General features: G+C 61.2%; 21 protein-coding genes. 12 read left to right on the top strand and 9 right to left on the bottom strand.

Features of this window, described 5'->3' with window-relative positions:
• Positions 1-33 precede the first annotated feature (33 nt).
• Genes mnmG through HY17_RS12500 form a run of 4 tightly spaced genes read left to right on the top strand, consistent with a single transcriptional unit; the run spans position 34 to position 4,242 of the window.
• Complete coding sequence (gene mnmG, locus HY17_RS12515; protein ID WP_034766937.1) at positions 34-1,899, top strand: tRNA uridine-5-carboxymethylaminomethyl(34) synthesis enzyme MnmG; 1,866 nt, start codon at positions 34-36, stop codon at positions 1,897-1,899.
• A 3-nt stretch (positions 1,900-1,902) separates the two neighbouring features.
• Complete coding sequence (gene rsmG / locus HY17_RS12510) at positions 1,903-2,523, top strand: 16S rRNA (guanine(527)-N(7))-methyltransferase RsmG (protein WP_051600049.1); 621 nt, start codon at positions 1,903-1,905, stop codon at positions 2,521-2,523.
• A complete protein-coding gene (locus tag HY17_RS12505) occupies positions 2,519-3,322 on the top strand; it encodes a ParA family protein (RefSeq protein ID WP_034767098.1) in 804 nt (267 codons plus the stop codon). The genes rsmG and HY17_RS12505 overlap by 5 nt, the downstream gene beginning before the upstream one ends.
• Before the next feature lie 5 nt (positions 3,323-3,327).
• Positions 3,328-4,242: a ParB/RepB/Spo0J family partition protein gene (locus HY17_RS12500; protein ID WP_034766935.1), complete on the top strand. Its 915-nt coding sequence runs from the start codon at positions 3,328-3,330 to the stop codon at positions 4,240-4,242.
• Between the two features lie 2 nt (positions 4,243-4,244).
• Here HY17_RS12500 and holA read toward each other — a convergent pair whose 3' ends face one another.
• The 4 genes from holA to HY17_RS12480 are packed head-to-tail and all read right to left on the bottom strand — an operon-like array spanning position 4,245 to position 8,781.
• A complete protein-coding gene (gene holA / locus HY17_RS12495) occupies positions 4,245-5,279 on the bottom strand; it encodes a DNA polymerase III subunit delta (protein ID WP_034766931.1) in 1,035 nt (344 codons plus the stop codon).
• Positions 5,279-5,752: an LPS assembly lipoprotein LptE gene (gene lptE / locus HY17_RS12490; protein WP_034766928.1), complete on the bottom strand. Its 474-nt coding sequence runs from the start codon at positions 5,750-5,752 to the stop codon at positions 5,279-5,281. The genes holA and lptE overlap by 1 nt, the downstream gene beginning before the upstream one ends.
• Positions 5,749-8,313, bottom strand: a complete 2,565-nt coding sequence (gene leuS, locus HY17_RS12485; protein WP_034766927.1) for a leucine--tRNA ligase — start codon at positions 8,311-8,313, stop codon at positions 5,749-5,751. Before leuS ends, lptE begins: the two co-directional genes overlap by 4 nt.
• Positions 8,314-8,352: 39 nt before the next feature.
• Positions 8,353-8,781 (bottom strand): DUF3576 domain-containing protein, encoded by a 429-nt coding sequence (locus tag HY17_RS12480; RefSeq protein WP_034766926.1) that lies wholly within the window; start codon positions 8,779-8,781, stop codon positions 8,353-8,355.
• A 104-nt stretch (positions 8,782-8,885) separates the two neighbouring features.
• Here HY17_RS12480 and HY17_RS12475 point away from each other — a divergent pair, with 104 nt between their 5' ends.
• Together HY17_RS12475 and HY17_RS12470 are read left to right on the top strand one after the other, a co-directional pair.
• Complete coding sequence (locus tag HY17_RS12475) at positions 8,886-10,052, top strand: porin (RefSeq protein WP_034766925.1); 1,167 nt, start codon at positions 8,886-8,888, stop codon at positions 10,050-10,052.
• Between the two features lie 160 nt (positions 10,053-10,212).
• On the top strand, positions 10,213-10,590 hold the full coding sequence (locus HY17_RS12470) for an NtrZ family periplasmic regulatory protein (protein WP_139068925.1): 378 nt from the start codon (positions 10,213-10,215) through the stop codon (positions 10,588-10,590).
• Here HY17_RS12470 and HY17_RS12465 read toward each other — a convergent pair.
• The gene (locus HY17_RS12465) at positions 10,587-11,252 is read right to left on the bottom strand and encodes a thiamine phosphate synthase (RefSeq protein WP_081813133.1); all 666 of its coding nucleotides are present in this window, start codon (positions 11,250-11,252) and stop codon (positions 10,587-10,589) included. The two genes, HY17_RS12470 and HY17_RS12465, sit on opposite strands and share 4 nt — an antisense overlap.
• On the opposite strand from HY17_RS12465, the gene HY17_RS12460 reads away from it, so the two are divergent.
• A complete protein-coding gene (locus tag HY17_RS12460; protein WP_034766919.1) occupies positions 11,227-11,892 on the top strand; it encodes a YggS family pyridoxal phosphate-dependent enzyme in 666 nt (221 codons plus the stop codon). The genes HY17_RS12465 and HY17_RS12460 overlap by 26 nt on opposite strands.
• Position 11,893: 1 nt before the next feature.
• Here the strand turns inward: HY17_RS12460 and HY17_RS12455 are convergent, their stop codons facing one another.
• Positions 11,894-12,403, bottom strand: a complete 510-nt coding sequence (locus HY17_RS12455) for a L,D-transpeptidase (protein WP_034766917.1) — start codon at positions 12,401-12,403, stop codon at positions 11,894-11,896.
• A 99-nt stretch (positions 12,404-12,502) separates the two neighbouring features.
• Between HY17_RS12455 and HY17_RS12450 the strand changes: the two genes are divergently transcribed.
• A complete protein-coding gene (locus HY17_RS12450) occupies positions 12,503-13,189 on the top strand; it encodes a response regulator transcription factor (protein WP_034766915.1) in 687 nt (228 codons plus the stop codon).
• Between the two features lie 19 nt (positions 13,190-13,208).
• Here the strand turns inward: HY17_RS12450 and HY17_RS12445 are convergent, their stop codons facing one another.
• Together HY17_RS12445 and HY17_RS12440 are read right to left on the bottom strand one after the other, a co-directional pair.
• Positions 13,209-14,015 (bottom strand): exodeoxyribonuclease III, encoded by an 807-nt coding sequence (locus HY17_RS12445; RefSeq protein WP_034766913.1) that lies wholly within the window; start codon positions 14,013-14,015, stop codon positions 13,209-13,211.
• A 308-nt stretch (positions 14,016-14,323) separates the two neighbouring features.
• A complete protein-coding gene (locus HY17_RS12440; protein WP_034766911.1) occupies positions 14,324-14,983 on the bottom strand; it encodes an outer membrane lipoprotein carrier protein LolA in 660 nt (219 codons plus the stop codon).
• 231 nt (positions 14,984-15,214) lie between these two features.
• On the opposite strand from HY17_RS12440, the gene trxA reads away from it, so the two are divergent.
• From trxA to HY17_RS12420, 4 genes are read left to right on the top strand one after another with little or no spacing between them, the layout of a single operon-like run.
• Positions 15,215-16,102: a thioredoxin gene (trxA, locus tag HY17_RS12435; protein ID WP_034766909.1), complete on the top strand. Its 888-nt coding sequence runs from the start codon at positions 15,215-15,217 to the stop codon at positions 16,100-16,102.
• A gap of 59 nt (positions 16,103-16,161) precedes the next feature.
• The gene (locus HY17_RS12430; RefSeq protein WP_034766906.1) at positions 16,162-16,812 is read left to right on the top strand and encodes an LON peptidase substrate-binding domain-containing protein; all 651 of its coding nucleotides are present in this window, start codon (positions 16,162-16,164) and stop codon (positions 16,810-16,812) included.
• A gap of 7 nt (positions 16,813-16,819) precedes the next feature.
• Positions 16,820-17,044: a Trm112 family protein gene (locus HY17_RS12425; RefSeq protein ID WP_034766904.1), complete on the top strand. Its 225-nt coding sequence runs from the start codon at positions 16,820-16,822 to the stop codon at positions 17,042-17,044.
• Entirely contained in the window at positions 17,041-17,361 is a 321-nt protein-coding gene (locus HY17_RS12420) for a DUF971 domain-containing protein (protein WP_034766903.1), read from the top strand. The genes HY17_RS12425 and HY17_RS12420 overlap by 4 nt, the downstream gene beginning before the upstream one ends.
• Here the strand turns inward: HY17_RS12420 and HY17_RS12415 are convergent.
• Complete coding sequence (locus HY17_RS12415) at positions 17,351-18,601, bottom strand: FAD-dependent oxidoreductase (RefSeq protein WP_034766900.1); 1,251 nt, start codon at positions 18,599-18,601, stop codon at positions 17,351-17,353. The two genes, HY17_RS12420 and HY17_RS12415, sit on opposite strands and share 11 nt — an antisense overlap.
• Positions 18,602-18,744 lie beyond the last annotated feature (143 nt).

Here is an 18,744-nt window from a genome sequence, read left to right as displayed (position 1 = left end):
AGCCCGCTCATTATCCACAGGATGAACAGAGCCATGACGGGAACCTCCCGCTTCGATGTCATTGTAATTGGCGGCGGCCACGCCGGATGCGAAGCCGCATCCGCGGCCGCACGATATGGCGCAAGGACAGCGCTCGTCACGCACAAGATCTCGACAATCGGTGAGATGAGCTGCAATCCGGCCATCGGTGGACTCGGCAAAGGGCATCTGGTCCGGGAGATCGACGCGCTAGATGGTTTGATGGGCCGGCTGGCCGACAAGGCGGGTATCCAGTTCCGGATGCTGAACCGTTCGAAAGGCCCGGCGGTGTGGGGTCCGCGATCGCAGATCGACCGGAAGCTCTATCGCCAGGCGATGCAGGAAGCGATCCTGAACCATGAGAATCTGACGGTCATTGAAGATGGCGCTGAAGACCTGATCGTGGAAAACGGCCAGGTCGCAGGTGTGATAGGCCTGACCGGCGAAGAATACAGGGCGCCGAAAGTCGTTATCACGACAGGGACTTTCCTGAAGGGTGAGATCCATATCGGGGCAAAGCGGATTCCTGCCGGACGTGTGGGCGAGGCGCCTGCCATCGGCCTGTCGGACCGGCTGTACAGTCTGGACCTGCCGATGGGCCGACTGAAAACCGGCACGCCTGCCCGTCTCGATGGTCGCACCATTGCATGGGACCGGCTGGAAATGCAGCCCGCCGATGATGAGCCAGTACCCTTCTCTTACATGACCGACCGGATCGACGTCCCGCAGATATCTTGCGGGATCACGTGGACCACGCAGGAAACCCACGCGATCATCGAAGAGAACATGGAACAATCCGCCGTCTATTCCGGCGCAATCGCCGGGCGCGGACCGCGCTATTGCCCGTCGATTGAAGACAAGGTGAACCGGTTTGCAGACCGCGACCGGCATCAGGTGTTCCTGGAACCGGAAGGTCTCGACGATCACACGGTCTATCCGAACGGCATTTCGACGTCGCTTCCAGAAGATGTTCAGGAGCGTTTTGTCCGTACGATCCCCGGACTGGAGAGCGTGAAGATCCTCCAGCATGCCTATGCCATCGAATATGATTACGTCGATCCGCGAGCCTTGAACGCGTCACTCGAAGTGAAAGCGCTGTCAGGTCTTTATCTCGCAGGCCAGATCAATGGGACGACAGGTTATGAAGAAGCTGGTGCCCAGGGTCTGATGGCCGGTCTGAACGCTGCCCGCGCGGCCGGCGGGAAAGACCCAATCATTCTGGACCGGGCTGAAGCCTATATTGGCGTTCTCGTCGATGATCTGATCACCCGCGGCGTGACGGAGCCCTATCGGATGTTCACATCCCGGGCCGAATACCGCCTCGCCCTTCGCGCGGACAATGCCGATCAACGGCTCACAGAGAAAGGGATCGAAGCCGGATGCGTTGGTGAAACACGCGCGGCGATGTTTCACGTGAAACATTTGGCCCTGTCGGAATCCCGAAAAACGCTCCAAACCCTGTCATTATCCCCGGCGAAAGCCCGGGAGGCCGGGTGGAATGTTAATCAGGATGGTCGCATCCGCACCGCGTGGGAATATCTCGGATACAAAGACATATCCCTCGAGACCCTTTCCAAAGTCTGGCCGGAGCTTTCGGACTTCGATCCGGCCATCGCGGCGCAATTAGAAATCGAGGCGCTCTACTCCGGTTATATCGAACGCCAGGCCGGGGACGTCGAAGCGCTTCGCCGGGATGAGGCTCTCCGTATTCCCGACGCGATCGACTATTCGGCGATTGGTGGTCTCTCGAACGAGGTCCGTCAGAAACTCGAGGCCATCCGACCGGCCACACTCGGACAGGCGTCCCGTATCGAAGGTGTGACGCCGGGGGCGCTAACCGCGCTTCTCGGTCATGTGAAACGCCGCCGGAAGACAGGCTAGAATATGGAAAACCAGGATCGCGCGGCCTTTCTGGCCGCTGAGGATGTTTCACGTGAAACACTCGACCGGCTCGACCGTGTCATCGACACGCTGGATGCCTGGCGGCAGCGGAGCAATCTTATCGGACCGCGGGAGTGGCCCGTGATCTGGACCCGCCACGTCGCCGACTGTTTCCAGCTTCTGGATCATCTTCCAGAGGACGCAAAAGTCGTCGACCTCGGGTCTGGCGCCGGATTTCCTGGTCTGATCATCGCGGCTGCGCGGCCGGAGGGCCATGTAACCATGATCGAGAGTGTCGGAAAGAAATGTGCTTTCCTTCGTGCGGCAATTGAAGCGGCCGGCCTGAAGGCAACCGTTCGTCAGGAACGCGTGGAATCCACCGGGCCGATTGCCGCCGATTATGTCACTGCGCGAGCTTTTGCACCGCTACCGAAATTGCTCGACTATGCGGCGCCATGGCTGAAACAGGGTGCAACAGGGCTTTTCCTCAAGGGCGAACGCTGGAAAGAAGAATTGACGGAGGCCAGCCAAACATGGAACTTCGCTTATGAGGCGATTCCAAGCCGGGTTGGTGGGTCAGGTACAATTCTGATTGTCAGGGAGCTACGAAGTGGCAGGCATTAGGCCCAGAATCTTTGCCGTCGTGAACCAAAAAGGTGGCGTCGGTAAAACAACAACTTCGATCAATCTCGGGACGGCGCTCGCCGCCGTTGGCCGCCGTGTTCTCATCGTCGACTTCGACGCTCAGGGCAACGCATCGACGGGACTTGGGATCGAGCGGACGGACCGCGCAACAACGTCTTACGATATTGTCGTGGATCGTTTGCCGCTGGAGCAGGCGGTTCTGTCGACCATCGTTCCTCGCCTGGACATCGTGCCGGGGGATGAGAACCTGTCCGGCGTCGAGACGGAACTGGCCGCAGACCCGCATCGGTCCTATCGACTTCGCGAAGCGCTCCATAACTATGTTGATCGCGCCGAAGAGCAGGGCCTGCCGCGCTACGACTATATTCTCATCGATTGCCCGCCGTCGCTGTCGGCGCTGACGATGAATGCCATGACGGCGGCCGACGCACTGCTCGTCCCGCTGCAGTGCGAGTTTCTGGCACTGGAGGGCCTCAGCCAGTTGCTGCGGACCGTAGATGTTGTTCGTCAGGGCCTGAACCCGAACCTGGAAATCCAGGGCGTTGTGCTGACCATGTATGATCGCCGCAACAATCTCTCCGATCAGGTTGCTGATGAAGTCCGCGCCTTCTTCGGTAACAAGGTCTACAATACGGTGATCCCGCGCAATGTGCGCCTGTCGGAGGCGCCATCCTTCGGCAAGCCGGCGCTCCTCTATGATTATCGTTGTCCCGGCAGCGAGGCTTACATCCGCCTCGCGTCGGAAGTTCTTCAGCGCGAGAAGGCACGGGCGGCCTGATCAATATGGCGAACGAACCGAAACAGAAACCAAGCCGTCTCGGCCGGGGCCTGTCTGCCCTGATCGGTGAGGTCGAAGCGTCTACGCCCGCAAAGCCGGAATCTGGTGCTGCGCCGTCGGCGAATGGCGTCAATGAGATCTCGATCAAGAGCATCCGCCGGAACCCTGCACAGCCGCGCCGGACGTTTGATGAAACGGCCCTGCAGGAATTGGCGGAATCGATCCGCACCAAAGGTATCCTGCAGGCGATCCTTGTCCGTCCCGATCCGAAAGAGCCGGGCAAGTACCAGATCATCGCGGGGGAACGCCGCTGGCGCGCGGCCCGGCTTGCCGGCCTTGAATCCATTCCGGCCGTCGTCCGGAACCTCGATGAGCTGGAACTGCTGGAAATCGGAATCATCGAGAACGTCCAGCGCGCAGACCTCAACCCGATTGAAGAGGCCGAAGCCTATGAGGCGCTGATGAGCCGGTTTGGCCGGACGCAGGAAAGCCTGGCGAACAGCGTCGGCAAGAGCCGGGTGCACATCACAAATACGCTCCGCTTGCTCCAGTTGCCGGAGGCCGCGAGGGCCTATGTGCGTGAAGGCAAGGTCACCGCAGGCCACGCCCGCGCCGCGCTCGGGGCACCGGATCCGGAAGCTGTGATCGAAATGGCAGCGGAGCGTGGCCTCAGCGTTCGCGAAGTTGAGGCCCTGGTCAAAGGGGCCAAGGATGGCGGGACGCTTGAAGCCAAGCCCGCCAAGTCCAAGGCACCGGAAAAGGATGTCGATACCGAAGCGCTTGAAGCGGACCTCATGCGCCAGCTTGGCCTTCAGGTGGATATCCGGCACGGCAAGAATGGCGGTGAGTTGCGCATCAAGTATCGTGATCTGGAACAGCTGGATGATGTCTGTCGCCGGTTGACCCGCAAGAAGGCTTAATCTTATCGGGCGGCTTCAGCTGCACGCGCGAGATCATTCATCAGTACACGAACAACAGCATCTGTGCTGCCACCTGCGCGCTTCGCTTGCGCTTCGGCATCATAGATCCGTTCCAGGACGCGCGTGAGACGGCGAACCGGCCATTTGCTGAGGCGGGCGCGATAGGCGGGCCATTCGCTTTGCCAAACAGGCGGGCGCAGTTTCATATTTGGACTGGACTGGCCTTCTTCGATCCGGACATGCGCGTCCAGCATGCGGCGCACCTCAAACTGAAGGGATCGCAAGACGCTGATACCTGCGGTACCGGCCATTGCGAGTTTTTCGAATGCCGCATTGGCGGCGGCCGGGTGGCCGTCGAGCGTGGCGGAGATCGCGGTGGACAGAGTCTGCTCGAACTCTGTTGCACAGAGTGCGCGGATATCAGCTTCTGAAACAGATCGGCCGAGACCACGCGCGTATAGCGCGAGTTTCTCGATTTCAGAATTTGCCGCCATGCGGTGACCAGGCAGGTCGCCGACGAACAGGCGAAGGGCGTCCGGGTCGATATCGACCCCGGCTTCCGACAGCGCCTGCTTGGCGCGTTGCTCGATATCGACGCCCTCATCGGCGAAGAACTGAAGGCAGGCGGTTCGCTTTGCAGATTCCGCGGCAATTCGAAGTTTGGACTTCTTCTGCAGGCTACCAGCTTCTATGAGCAAGTGCGCGCTGAACCGGCGGTCGGCTTTGTCGCCTTCCTCGATCGCGTCGATCAGCAGCTTGGCGATCTTGTCTCCGCTGGTGCGCACGCGAACGACACGCGGATCGCCCAACAACGAGACGGCTTCCAGCGCATCGAAAAGAAGGGCTGGCTCTTTCCGGATTGTGTCGTCGTCCAGCAGGGTGACGTCGGCATGTGCACCTTTGCCTGCCCATGCGGAGATCAGCAGCTGGCCGTTATCGCTCGCAAGGCCTTCATCTTCTCCGAAGGCAAGCACGGCCCAGATATCAGGGTCCGGCTTACGGGCGAAGGAAGCAGCCTTCTTGCCCTGGAACAGCATCAGTTCTGCGTCGAGAGCTGTAGCCGAAGATCATCGACAATGCGGCCAGCCAGGACACGCATCACCCGATCGCTCGCATTGGTCTGGGCCGAGATGTCCCCATAGGGCTGGTCCGGCACAGAGAAGCTGGTTTCAGCATCCGAGCTTCCAGTGACCCGGACAGATTCTCCGGCCAGAACATAAGACGCGGCAGCCGTGTAGGACGAACGGGATGCGGCGCCGTCTGGCTTGAACTGAAGGCGTGTCAGCTGATCATTCAGCCTGACTTCCAGAATTGCTGTTGTGCTCAGGTTCGGCAGGCCCGCTGCGAGTTCCTTCTGAAGTTCACGGCGCAGCATGTAGCCGGCCCGACCCGGGATCTCTTTTACGGCAATATTGCCAGAGGCAAATGATGCGCTGCCGCCGGGCGCATAGACCGGCTGGAAGCCGCAGGCCGGAAGAACAAGAGCGAGCGCGATCAGGAAGCGTTTCATGCCACCACGATATTCACGATGCGGCCCGGCACGACAATGGTTTTCTTCACGGTCTTGCCTTCGATGAAGGACACGACTTCCGGCAGCGCATGCGCGACAGCTTCCACGGCCTCGTTGGATTCGCCCTTCGGCACAGTGATCTCGCCACGGCGTTTGCCGTTGACCTGAACGGCCATGGTCACGGCGTCGTCTTCGGTCAGCGTCTTGTCGGCGATCGGCCAGGGCGCAGCCGAAACAAAGCCTTCACCACCGATACGCTCCCAGCAGGACTCAGCGAGGTGCGGCATGAAAGGTGTCAGGCAGCGCGCCAGCATCGAAGCGCCTTCGAAGCGGGCCCCGATGGCTTCGCCTGCCGACTCGGCTTTTTTCAGTGCGCTGACCCATTCATGGATGCTGGCGACAGCTGAGTTAAAGCGGAATTCCTCAATCGCCTTGTCGATAGCAACGACCGCCTTGTGGCTGGCCTTGCGCACTGTGACGGAAGCGGTGTCATCGGCCGGGTCGGCCTTTTCAAGGTCACCCAGAGCATCGAACACGCTCCACAGACGCTGCGCAAACCTGCCAGCGCCTTCGACGCCGGCTTGTGTCCACTCCACGTCGCGCTCTGGCGGAGAGTCAGACAGGACGAACCAGCGTGCGACGTCCGCGCCGAATTGCGCGATAATCGCGTCCGGATCGACCGTGTTCTTCTTGGATTTCGACATCTTCTCGATCGGGCCGGGCGTCACGAGTCCGCCTGTTGCCTTTTCGATCCAGGTGTCACCTTCCTGCTCGACTTCGGACGGCTGCAGCCATTGTCCGGAAGCCGACTTGTAGGTTTCGTGCGTAACCATGCCTTGCGTGAATAGGCCGGCGAAGGGCTCGCCGCTCGGCAGGTCCAGCTCGCCAATGTCCCGCATCGCACGGGAGAAGAAGCGGGAATAGAGGAGATGCAGCACGGCGTGCTCGATGCCGCCGACATACTGGTCAACCGGCAGCCAGTAGGCGCGCTCTTCCAGGTCGTCCGCACTCGCAAAGCGGGCATAGTACCAGGACGAGTCGACAAACGTATCCAGCGTGTCCGTCTCACGACGGGCGGGCTTTCCGCACTTCGGGCAATCGACATGTTTCCACGTCGCATGCCGGTCCAGCGGATTGCCTGGCTGGTCGAAGGTCACGTCATCCGGCAGGCGCACGGGCAAGTCGCTTTCCGGGGCCGGCACCACGCCACAGCCTTCGCAATGGACAACCGGGATCGGGCAGCCCCAATAACGCTGACGCGAGACCCCCCAGTCGCGCAGGCGATAATTCACCGTGCCGGCACCGAGGCCCATGCCTTCAATCCGTTCAATTGCGGTACGCTTGGCGTCTTCGATACCAAGACCATCCAGGAATGCCGAATTGAAGATGGAACCGGGGCCCGTATAAGCCTCGTCGTCTACGGTGAAGCTCGCCCGGTCAGCGCCCGGGGGCAGCACAACCGGTGTCACGTTCAAACCGAACTTGCGGGCAAATTCGATGTCGCGCTGGTCATGCGCCGGGCACCCGAAAATGGCGCCGGTGCCGTAGCCCATCAGCACGAAGTTCGCGACCCAGACAGGCAGCGTCTTTCCGTCCACGAATGGGTGCTTGACCGTCAGACCGGTGTCGAAGCCCAGCTTCTCGGCTTTCTCGATGGCCTCCTCGCTGGTGCCGACCTGTGCGCATTTTCCACGGAAGGCCTTCAATTCTTCCGAATTTTCCGCCAGCTGGATCGTCAGCGGATGATCCGGAGACAGTGCAATAAAGCTCGCGCCGAACAGCGTGTCCGGGCGGGTTGTGAAAATCTCGATGCCGTCGTCGAAATTGGCCGGTGCATCAGCGTCCCATTCGAAGCGCATCTGCAGGCCTTCCGACCGGCCAATCCAGTTCGCCTGCATGGTGCGCACTTTCTCGGGCCAGCGCTCCAGCTTCTGCACTTCTCCCAGCAGATCTTCAGCGTAATGCGTGATCTTGAAGAACCATTGCGTCAGCTCGCGCTGCTCCACCAGCGCGCCGGAACGCCAGCCGCGCCCGTCGATCACCTGCTCGTTCGCCAGAACCGTATTGTCGACCGGATCCCAGTTCACCTTGGAGGCTTTCCGGTAGATCAGGCCCTTGTCCAGCATCTTCAGGAACAGGGCCTGCTGTGCGCCGTAGTATTCCGGGTCGCAGGTTGCGAATTCCCGGCTCCAGTCCAGCGACAGGCCGAGCTTTGCGAACTGGGCCTTCATCGCGGCGATGTTCTGATAGGTCCATTTGCCGGGATGGACGTTTTTTTCCATGGCAGCGTTTTCCGCCGGCATGCCAAAGGCGTCCCAGCCCATGGGATGCAGCACGTTATAGCCCTTGGCCCGCTTATGGCGCGCGACAACGTCGCCCATAGCATAGTTGCGGACGTGGCCCATATGCAGCCGGCCGGACGGATAGGGGAACATCTCCAGCACGTAGGCTTTCGGGGCGTCGCCCGCTTCCTTCGGGGATTTCGCCCTGAACAGGTCCGCCTTCGTCCAGGCTTCACGCCATTTTTGCTCCGCAGCTTGCGGATCGTACCGGGTGGCCATCGGCCTCTCCCCCTGATTTTTGTCTGATCAGACCGACTTCTAGCCGAGTTGCGAGTTCTTGAGATTCCGCGCGCGGTCAAGGATCGCATTTTCCAGCTGCATCGCGGTTTCCGGGTCGACCGGTGCGTCGACCCATGTGCCGTCCTGATTCACCTGGCGGAATACGGCCACTTTCACGCCATCAGCGCGTAGTCGCGTATCGAGAATATAGACGGTCGCCTTGATGCGCTCATTTTCGGAGCCCGGGAAACTCTTCCAATCATACACGATCAGGCCGCCGATCGGATCGGTGCTCGAAATGGGCATGTTGGTGAACGTGTCGAGTGAGGCGCGCCACAGATAGGGGTTCACCGTGCCGACATTCTTCGCGGTAACCTGAGCGTCTGCGCTGAGACGCTTGCCACCGCCCTGGCATCCAACCAGTGCGAACATGGCAGCAGCTGCCGCGGAGAAGACATATTTGTTCATGAGGAAAGTTCCCGAGCGCAATACCTTGTAGACCGGCGTTTGTATAACAACACGAGTCTGGGCTCGCCAGTGCTCATGTGTGCAGTATCCCGAAGGAGTTAAGCATGAAACGTCCGATCCTTCTGGCCCTGGTTTCGGTGAGCGCCAGCCTGCCCGCTGCGGCGCAGGAAGACTGGTCGATCTGGGAAACGGACTGGAAGGCAGAGGCCGGGCTCGTGCTGTCGCCTGGTGCGGACGAGCAAGCTCTTTACCGTCTGGGACTTGGCGTCGATACCAATCGTGTCCTGGATAATGGATTGGTGCTGGGTTTCGCCCTTCAGCTGGACGCGCAACAGGATCATCCTGCCCGTGCGGGATTCTCCGGTGTCGTTGCAGATCCGGCGATTGGCATGCCTGCGGTGGCAGGTGCCTTCAGTGGGCTGGCTCAGGCTCCCGGATTCGAAGATGATGGTGTCCGCAGTGAGCTACAGACGGCCTATCTTTACGTCGAGGGGGGGTATGGCGAAGTTCGTCTCGGCCGGGATGAGGGCGTTGCGAAGCGCTTCTCGCAAGGTGCGCCATCCTTGTTTTCGACGGTGTCGCTGCACGCTCCGAGACTGGACCCCGACGGGGGGGCGATTGTGCGCACAGATCATGACCTCACCGGTCCGGCGGCGAAAATATCCTACTCCACGCCGCGAATTGTCGGCTTCAAGGGCGGACTATCTTATACGCCTGACGCCAATGTCCGAGGCCTGGACCGGGATCCTGAGCGAATCCTGCCCGGCACAGCGGCCCTTTCCTTGTCGGATGCCGGGGAAGCCAGCCTGAGCTTCAATCACCGCTTCCGGGAAAGCGGCGTGCGGGTACGCGCAGCGACAGCCTGGAGCCGCGCGGATGTCGATGCCTCGCCCGTATCGCCTGTCACTTATGGTACGGTGGAAACCCTGTCTGTCGGCGCGAATGGGGAGTGGAAGAACACCATTGTCGGCGCCAGCTGGCAGAACAGCGATAACGGCCTGACAGGCCTCTCCGGCGATTATTCTGCCTGGACTGCTGGAATTACCCAATCCGCGCTCGGATTCGACTGGGGCGTCGAATATGGCCACGCAACGGACGATACCGCTGGCGTCGAAGGCGAATCCTGGCGGGCCGGACTCGCCCGTCCGGTGACAGACTCTGCCCGAATTGCGTTCGGATACCGGTATGACCAGCTGGATTTCGCGGCAGATGCATCTTCCAGGCCCCTCGGAGGGGACGGAATTGTGATAGAAATCACACTATCGCATTAGTTTATCAGGCGTGTCCGATAATTAATCTTCTGTTTAGGAGATCGGACCCCTAATGTTCGGTGAGGAAAACGGTGCAATTATGCGGCTTGGGCTTTTGCTCACTTGTGTATTCTCGGCGACGGTTCTGGTGATGCCAGCAGCCGCGCAGGAGGATTCCCGCGTGCCGACAGTCACCGTCGATGCGCCGCAGCTTTCCGAAACGCAGGCAGGAAAGGTCGACTGGTACCGCCAGTTCGCTATTTCCAAGCCGGCTGACGCCCGCCCGGTCTGGCAGGCCGAGCCGTCGGAAGACGTTTCCATGCAGTTCTCCGGCAGTGACCGCTGGGAATTCCGGATCGACAAACTGTCCCGCCCGTCTGCAAACCTCTCCCCGCTTCCGCGCCAGGAAATGCAGGCCGGTGCGACCTTCAAGATCACCCCGCGTTTCTCGGTTGGTGGTGAAGTCAGCGTGGGCGCTGACGATCTGAACGCCGTTTCGACCTGGGAAGACCGCGAAGTCGAAACCGGTGTCCGCCTGAAGTCCGCCTTCAAGTTCTAGGGCCGCGCTTTCGGGCCGAACACGGCCTCTATTCCTTCTATTGCTGCAATACCTGCTACAGGTGCGATAAATGATGCCGTGCCGGCATGAACACCACCGAGCGCATAGACCGGCAAGGTGGATGCACGAGCAAGCTTTCGGAATTTCAGGGCGCCGAGCGGCTTGCGGGCGCTGGGGCTGGCGGATGGGAAGGCCGTTGATAGCAGGGCTGCTTCAAACACCGTATTCTGTAATAATCGCAACTGTTGCGGCGTATGTGCGCTCACCGTCATCAAGGCAAAACGATTGCGCCAGCGGCGGGCTTTGCCCCGTTCTGCGAACGGCCAGTGCACACCGTCCGCGCCGACCTGCATTGCAAGCATAGGATCGTTGGCGATCAGCAGTTTCACATGCCGCTTTCGGCAGACTATCGCCAGATCAGCGGCAACTTGTTCGTGCCCCGGCTGACCATAGTGCCGGTAAACCAGACCATGCCATGACGATAGCCGACTAGCGGTGGCGACCGGATCCGGTGTCCGCGCCGGATCGGTCAGGTACAGGATCGGCGGCAAGCCGGATGGCAGGTGCCGCCCCGCGACACGTGCGGCGGTGCGGAGCTTGCGTTCGGCGCGGTTTCGGTCTTCCTGCGTCATCGTGATGACTGATACCGACACGCTCTCCATTGCCAAGCGCCGCGAGGCGGTGCTGGCCGAACTTTCCGACGCTGCCACCCCGCCGCCCCAGCTGGTGGCGGTCACCAAGACGCAGCCCGACGCGGCGATCGAGGAAATCCTCGCGACCGGCCAGCGCGTGTTCGGTGAGAACCGCGTTCAGGAAGCCGAAGCCCGCTGGAGCGGCCGCCGGTCCGCCTACCCGGACCTGGAACTTCACCTGATTGGCCCGCTGCAGACGAACAAGGCCGAGATCGCGGTGCGCCTGTTTGACGTGATCGAGACGCTCGACCGGCCGAAACTCGCCGATGCCCTGGCGAAGGCAATGACGAAAGTGGGCCGCGCCCTGCCCGTCCTGATCCAGGTGAACACCGGCGAAGAGCCGCAAAAGGCCGGGGTCGCGCCGTCGGATCTGAAGCAGCTGCTACAGTATGCGCGTGAGAAGGGTCTCGATGTGCAGGGTCTCATGTGCATCCCGCCAGTGGATGAGCCGGCCGGGCCGCACTTCGCCCTGCTCGCCAAGCTGGCGAAGGAAGCGGGTTTGCCGACCCTCTCCATGGGTATGAGTTCCGATTATGTGACGGCCGCGCGTTTCGGTTCCACCCATGTGCGGGTCGGGTCCGCCCTGTTCGGTCCGCGGGATTACGCCTGATCTAGAGCCGGATCTCGATCTCAGACCCGCGCGCAGACAGGCGCAGTATTTCCAGCATGTCTTCCAGCGTCACGGCCACACAGCCCGCTGTCGGGCCCCAGTCCGGCCGGGCAAGATGCAGGAAGATGGCGCTGCCCAGCGGCGGAACGGGCGGATCGTCATTGTGTCCGAGTTCAACAATCACATCGTAGATATGGTCTTCCAGCCAGAGATTCTCGTGGCTGGCGGCGTAGGGCAGTTTGACCCAGCGATTGTAGAGTGGGTCATCCGGCGCGTCGCACCAGCCGTCTTCCGGGGTGAGTGGCACGAGCGGCAACAGGGTTTTCGGGGCGTCCAGCCGGTCCGGTCTGTAGAAGACGCGCCGCATCGGCCAGGTGCCCGCAGGTGAAAAGCCGTCGCCTTCCCGCTTGTCTTCACTGGCGATGACGCCGCTGCGACCGACCGAGCACCGGGTTTCCCGTCCGGCCAGAAGGAAGCGTCCGTCTGCATAGGCTATGAAATCCGCGCTCACGGAATCCTCCCGCTCTTGTGATCGTTCGTGCGTTACATTCATATGGCATCGTGATGCGATATGGATAGAAGCAGCACTCACTCGGAACAGGAGAGTCGCATGGCTGCCAAGAAAACGGTCCTTCTGGTGGACGATGATGAAGACCTGCGCGAAGCGCTGGCCGAACAGTTCGAGCTGCACGACAGCTTCGAAACCCTTCAGGCTGCCAATGCGAACGAGGGGATCGAAGCCGCGACCAGCCAGCGCATCGACCTGGTCCTGCTTGATGTCGACATGCCGGACATGGATGGCCGCGAGGCTTGCAAGATCATGCGGCAGAAAGGCGTGCGCGCCCCGGTGATCATGCTGACGGGTCAGGATGGCGATGCCGACACGATCCTCGGCCTTGAGTCCGGTGCGAACGATTACGTGACCAAGCCGTTCAAATTCTCCGTCCTGCTTGCCCGCGTCCGTGCGCACCTGCGCAGTTTCGAACAGTCCGAGGACGCCACATTCAAGGTTGGCCCGTATGAGTTCCGCCCGGCGATGAAGCTGCTGGTGACCGATGAGGACAAGAAGATCCGCCTGACGGAAAAAGAGACGAACATCCTGAAATATCTCTACCGGGCCGGCGGCAAGCCGGTGGCGCGGGATGAGCTGCTGGCGGAAGTCTGGGGCTACAATGCCGCCGTCACCACGCACACGCTGGAAACGCACATCTATCGCCTGCGCCAGAAGGTCGAGCCGGATCCGGCGCATGCCCGCTTGCTGCTGACCGATGCGGGCGGCTATCGTCTGCAGCCGTGATTGTCCGGCCAGCTAAACTTTAACCTGCCTTGATCTGCACACTGACCGGTGCGTGGTCTGACGGTTTCCAACCGCCGCGCCAGCCGAGATGGATCTTGTAGCTGTCGACCAGCGTTTCGGGCAGGCCCGCGGAATTGACCCAGATGTGATCCAGACGGCGTCCGCGGTTCGAGGCCGCCCAGTCTTTCGCGCGATAGCTCCACCATGTGTAGAGCTTCTGATCGTCCGGCACGGCGAGGCGAGCAATGTCTGCAAACTTCGCCATGTTGCGGGAATCTTCCAGCCGCTCGGTTTCTCCAGGTGTGTGGGAGACGATTTTCAGTAACTGCTTGTGCGACCAGACATCGTTCTCATGCGGAGCGACATTGAGGTCGCCCACCAGTACGCGCGGCGTCTTGGTTTGCTTCTTGTAGGCGGGCCCGAGTTTTTCGAGGAAGTCGAGCTTGTGGGCGAACTTGTCGTTCTTCGCCGGGTCCGGATCATCCCCGCCTGCGGGCAGGTAGATATTGTGGATCTCGATGCCCGCGACTTTCGCGGCAATCACGCGCGAATGGCCTTCCCGGCACAGGTCCGGCGCCTCGATCCGCTCCAGCGGCAGGCGCGAGGCTATGGCGACACCATGGTGCCCGCCTTTCTGGCCGTTCAGGACAAGATGCTTCAGCCCCATCTCGTTGAAAGCCTTTACCGGGAATTCCCCGTCCTGGCACTTGGTCTCCTGAAGGCAGATCACATCCGGATTTTCCTGCGCAACGAAGGCTTCGATGTTCGGAGCGCGCAGGCGAACCGAGTTGATGTTCCAGCTGACGATCTTGAGAGGTTTAGGCATTCGGGCTGCGTAGCATTGTTCCCTGAAACGTCAACGCGCCCGAACGCGGGGAGTCCGGGCGCGCCTGACGCGGTTTCCAACGTCTCGCCGGGAGGGGAAGGCTCCGGCTGCGACAACACGGTGGTTCACAGCGGGGGGGTCGGGTGCTGCGCGGGGTTTGCCGTGTGTCGACAGTTGCAAAGATGTCACTACGGGCGAAAATTTCAAGTAAAATATGTGTTAAGTGCTTGAGTGACTCTTGGTAACACTCGCCCGGAAAGCGTGGGCTCCCGGGGCGAGTGGTTTCGGAATCTGTTGCAGTTGTTGCACTACTCGTCGTCGAAATCCCTGACGATGAAGAGGCGCGGATTGAGTTTCTTTCCGGTCACCACATTGTGCAATTCGACCTGAGTCAGGTTCCCTGCACTGTCGATCGTGCGCCAGCCGGTCAGGTCATGATCCGGACCGCTGAACAACAGGGTCAGCGTGCCGTCCATTTCGCCATCCGGATCGCGAAGGGTCACCGCCGCCTCATCGCCGCTTTCACTGACGTCCACAATCTCGGCCTCGGTCTCGAAATCGAGATTGTCGTCGAGCAGCAGGGCAAGCGGGGTGGAGCCGAGCGGCACGCGGTCGGTCGTCTCCAGTTCGGAGTCCTGCATCGCGACCGTCGTGCCATTGGCGACGATCAGAAGCGGGGAAGGGGCGTCATAGTCGAACCGCACCTTACCGGGGCGGGAAATGGCGAAGCTGCCCGTGCTGGTCGTAAAGTCCGGCGAGAGCTGGTCGAACCGGCCTGAGGCGGTCTTCACCTTCTCCATGGAGGCGGCGATGTCTTTCAGCAGCGCGGTGCGCTGGGCAGCGGTCATACCGGCCGGCGCCGTGGTGATCTTTGTCGGTGCCGCTTCGGGGGTCGCCTGACGCGCCAGCGCGAGGGGTGTGCCGGCGAGGGCGGCAGCAGCAACCAGGGCAGCGAGCTTGGTCTTCATCGAACGGGTCTCCTTTTCGTGACCTTGCGCTTACACTTAATCGCCTGAACCCTGCCTAAACAGGGCGGGATAAAGGTATTTTGGCCGCTTTTCGTTGGCCGCCATTCAGCTTCAGGGCAGGCACGGTGCAAGACCTGACCGCAGATGAACACGCAGGCGTGTCTGTTGTTCTGCTTGCGAAGTCTGGCCTGAACGCCCATCTTCCGGCCAGACTTTGAAGGAATACTAGCCATGGCCGATGCCGCAGCCCTGCACACCAAAGACACCACCGACCAGGAGTTCATGACCGATGTGGTCGAGGCGTCAAACACCCAGCCCGTGATCGTCGATTTCTGGGCCCCTTGGTGCGGCCCCTGCCGCCAGCTCGGCCCGGTGATCGAGAAAGTGGTCGAGAGCCATAATGGCGCGGTGAAACTGGTGAAGATCAATATCGACGAGAACCCGGCCTATGCCGGCCAGCTCGGCGTGCGCTCTATCCCGGCGGTCTATGCGTTCGACAAGGGCCGCCCGGTCGATGCGTTCATGGGCGCGCTGCCGGAAGGCCAGGTGCGCAGCTTCATCGAAAAGCTCGTCTCCGGGACCGATTCCGCCAAGGAAATCGCAGATGCGCTCGCGCAGGCAGAAGCTGCCAGCCAGGCCGGTGATATCGCGACGGCCGCACAGATCTACGCCGCGATCATTCAGCATGACCCGCAGAATGTCGCCGCGATTGCGGGCCTTGCGCGCTGCTACCTCGCCAATGGTGACAAGGAACGCGCCGCCGAAACGCTGGACATGGTGCCGGAAGACCAGAAGCACGACACCGCTGTCAAAGGCGTGCGCATGGCGATCGACATGATGGAAGACGCTCCGGCTGCCGACGAATTCGACGACTTGCTGAACGCCGTCATGGCGGCGCCGGAAGATCACGCCAAGCGGTTTGAACTGGCTGAGAAATACGCAGCGGCCCAGCGCTATGGTGATGCGGTCGATCACCTGCTGATCATCCTCGGATCCAAGATGGATTGGGAAGAAGGCAAGGCGAAGGAAAAGCTGCTCCAGATTTTCGAAGCGGCGGGCCCGACCGATCCGGCAACAGTCGACGGACGCCGCCGTCTCGCATCCCTTATGTTTGCCTGAGGCAGCCACCTCCCGCATAATGCCGTGATGCGAGGGGGCAACGGCGCCCCGGAGGCAAAATGAGCAGCGTAACCTATCACTCGGTGGATCAGTTGCCGGACACATTGACCGTGTTCCCGCTGCCGGGTGTCGTGCTGTTTCCCCACTGGCATCTGCCGCTCAACATCTTCGAGCCGCGTTACCTGAACATGGTCGACGATGCGATGGCCGGAAACCGGCTGATCGGCATGATCCAGAGCGTTGGCGGTGACCGCCAGAAGCCGGACCTGATTGGCGTTGGTTGTGCCGGGCGCATCACGTCTTATTCCGAAACGGATGATGGCCGTTACCTGATCACCCTGGCCGGCATTGCCCGCTTTCGCGTGCTGGAGGAGCTGGATGTGATGACGCCCTACCGTCAGGTGCGTCCGAACTGGGCGCCTTATGCGAACGATCTGAAACCAGATTCTGTGGTCGGTCTGCCATCGCGCGAGGATCTGGTCGCCGCACTGCGCAAATATGTCAGCAGTCACGACATGAAGGCGGATTGGGATGCGGTTGAAGTGGCTCCCGTCGATGCGCTGGTTCAGGCACTGGCCGCGGGCAGCCCGTTCTCGGTGATGGAGAAGCAGGCCCTGCTGGAAGCGCCCACGCTGAGAGACCGGGCCGACATGCTGATCACAATCCTGACAATGGATTCCGCTGGTCCAGATGACGGAACCCTGCAATAGGACGCCCATGACTGACGACACTTCCAGCACGCGCCGGCCCCATTCGGGCGTTGATCCGCGCCTTCTTGAAATCCTCATCTGCCCGCAGACGCGCCAGCCGCTTCACTACAATGCGGAAACGGATGAACTGGTCTCGCCCAAGGCACGGCTGGCTTATCCGATCCGGGGCGGTATCCCGATCATGCTGCCGGAAGAGGCGCGCGACCTGGACTTGGAAGAGGGCGGGGCATGAGCGCCATGGCCTGGCCCCTGAAGCTCGTCTTCCGCAAATCGGATGGCGCGCTCTATGCCGAATTCGATGACGGCAAGTCCGGTTCGGTTAGCTACAAGCGGCTTAGAGAACAGTCTCCGTCAGCGGCTGTACGCGGCCATGGTAGCGGGCTGCCTCCGCCGCAGGCGCCGGTGCCGGACGATATCAGTGTGCTTCGCGCCGACCCGGTCGGCCGTTATGCGCTCCGCATTGTCTTCTCGGACGGGCACGATAGCGGGCTCTATAACTGGGATCTGATCCGAAAACTCACCGTCGGCGACGAGGCCGTTACTGCATAAGGCTCGGCAGGTGCGGCTGGTCGGCGCTGGCCTGACGCGCCATCGCCCGGCGTAGCGGACCGATCTTGTTGGCCGCCGTCAGGGCAAGACCCCGCAGGGGTTTCAGCACAGCATTGTCGTTTGAAAAGGCCCGGTCGATCACATCCATGAACAGGGCCACGCTCGTCATGTCGAAGCGGCGCCATTGCTGGTAGCGCTCCAAGGCAGGCGCGGCACCATGGTCGAGGCCCACTTCACGCGACTCGACCATGATGTCGATCAGGGCAGCGACGTCCTTGAAGCCGAGGTTCAGGCCTTGTCCGGCCAGCGGGTTGATCCGGTGCGCCGCATCGCCCAGCAGGGCCACACGCGGCCCGGTCATTGCCCGGGCAAGGCGCATTTTCAGCGGATAGGAGATGACAGGCCCGTCGATCGTCATATGTCCGGCGAAATCCTCGAACCGCGCATTCAGCTCCGCCTCAATGTCCTCAACCGGCATCTTTGCCAGCGCCTCGGCGGCGCCGCGCTTCATGTACCAGGCCAGATTGGCCCGGTTGTCCGGCATCGGCAGGGTCGCAAACGGGCCTTCCGGCATGAACAGCTGGCGGGCGATGCCTTTATGCGGACGGTCCAGTTTCACATTCGCGGCGAAGACGGATTTTCCATAATCATGATCCTCCGTCCCGATGCCGAGGGCATCGCGAACCGAGGAATTCACCCCGTCGCAGGCGGCGACCAGCCGGGTGCGGATCCGGGTGCCGTCTTCCAGCACAACGGTCGCCGGACCGGGCCCGTCCTCCAGTCCCTTGAAGCGGGCGCCATTAAGGATAACGAGGCCCTGATCAGTGCCTGCAATCTGACCAGCAACCTCGTCCAGGGCCTTCTGAAGGTCTGCTGACGGGACCATTTGTCCTAGAGGTTGGCCGTCATCATCGTCCGGAAGATCCTCATTTCCGAAGATCACACCGGGGGCGCCGAAGACATGACTGCCTCCATCGGTGGCTTCCAGCCCATTCAGAGCCTCTGTTGTCCCTTCGAGCAGGGGGTGAACCCCGGTGGCCCCCAGCATCCGCCAGCTGCCGCGAACTATAGCAAATGTACGTGTATCCGTTGCAGGCGCTGCAGAAGGATCGCGCGCATCAATCAGGATTGTTGAGAAGCCGCGCTGGACGGCCAGAACCGCCAGAGAGGTGCCAACAGGACCGGCCCCGACAATAACGAGGTCTACAGGTTCGTTGGAGGCGAGGGATGGTTTCGACATGGTGACTAGCTACGCCTGTCTTAATCCTCCGTCTAGCGGTGGTAAGGAATTGGGCGTTTCGCCGCAACGCTGCACATGTTTTGACCACTCGTCTTGAGAATGGGCCTCAGAGCAGAGGCGCCAAGCGACTTTCTTGGGCACCC

It is taken from the genome of Hyphomonas sp. CY54-11-8, assembly GCF_000682735.1.
Taxonomy (GTDB): domain Bacteria; phylum Pseudomonadota; class Alphaproteobacteria; order Caulobacterales; family Hyphomonadaceae; genus Hyphomonas.
Note: the sequence above shows the minus strand (reverse complement) of the source record. Positions and strands in the feature narration are given on the sequence as shown.

Bases quoted from the DNA above. Each gene is read 5' to 3' on its own strand.
- trxA (WP_034766909.1), top strand. From the start codon at position 15,215: ATGGCCGATGCCGCAGCCCTGCACACCAAAGACACCACCGACCAGGAG.
- HY17_RS12480 (WP_034766926.1), bottom strand. From the start codon at position 8,781: ATGAACAAATATGTCTTCTCCGCGGCAGCTGCTGCCATGTTCGCACTG.
- HY17_RS12500 (WP_034766935.1), top strand. From the start codon at position 3,328: ATGGCGAACGAACCGAAACAGAAACCAAGCCGTCTCGGCCGGGGCCTG.
- leuS (WP_034766927.1), bottom strand. From the start codon at position 8,313: ATGGCCACCCGGTACGATCCGCAAGCTGCGGAGCAAAAATGGCGTGAA.
- HY17_RS12445 (WP_034766913.1), bottom strand. From the start codon at position 14,015: ATGCCTAAACCTCTCAAGATCGTCAGCTGGAACATCAACTCGGTTCGC.
- HY17_RS12425 (WP_034766904.1), top strand. From the start codon at position 16,820: ATGACTGACGACACTTCCAGCACGCGCCGGCCCCATTCGGGCGTTGAT.
- holA (WP_034766931.1), bottom strand. From the start codon at position 5,279: ATGCTGTTCCAGGGCAAGAAGGCTGCTTCCTTCGCCCGTAAGCCGGAC.
- HY17_RS12475 (WP_034766925.1), top strand. From the start codon at position 8,886: ATGAAACGTCCGATCCTTCTGGCCCTGGTTTCGGTGAGCGCCAGCCTG.
- HY17_RS12450 (WP_034766915.1), top strand. From the start codon at position 12,503: ATGGCTGCCAAGAAAACGGTCCTTCTGGTGGACGATGATGAAGACCTG.
- mnmG (WP_034766937.1), top strand. From the start codon at position 34: ATGACGGGAACCTCCCGCTTCGATGTCATTGTAATTGGCGGCGGCCAC.
- HY17_RS12440 (WP_034766911.1), bottom strand. From the start codon at position 14,983: ATGAAGACCAAGCTCGCTGCCCTGGTTGCTGCTGCCGCCCTCGCCGGC.
- HY17_RS12430 (WP_034766906.1), top strand. From the start codon at position 16,162: ATGAGCAGCGTAACCTATCACTCGGTGGATCAGTTGCCGGACACATTG.
- rsmG (WP_051600049.1), top strand. From the start codon at position 1,903: ATGGAAAACCAGGATCGCGCGGCCTTTCTGGCCGCTGAGGATGTTTCA.
- lptE (WP_034766928.1), bottom strand. From the start codon at position 5,752: ATGAAACGCTTCCTGATCGCGCTCGCTCTTGTTCTTCCGGCCTGCGGC.
- HY17_RS12420 (WP_034766903.1), top strand. From the start codon at position 17,041: ATGAGCGCCATGGCCTGGCCCCTGAAGCTCGTCTTCCGCAAATCGGAT.
- HY17_RS12460 (WP_034766919.1), top strand. From the start codon at position 11,227: ATGACTGATACCGACACGCTCTCCATTGCCAAGCGCCGCGAGGCGGTG.
- HY17_RS12465 (WP_081813133.1), bottom strand. From the start codon at position 11,252: ATGGAGAGCGTGTCGGTATCAGTCATCACGATGACGCAGGAAGACCGA.
- HY17_RS12415 (WP_034766900.1), bottom strand. From the start codon at position 18,601: ATGTCGAAACCATCCCTCGCCTCCAACGAACCTGTAGACCTCGTTATT.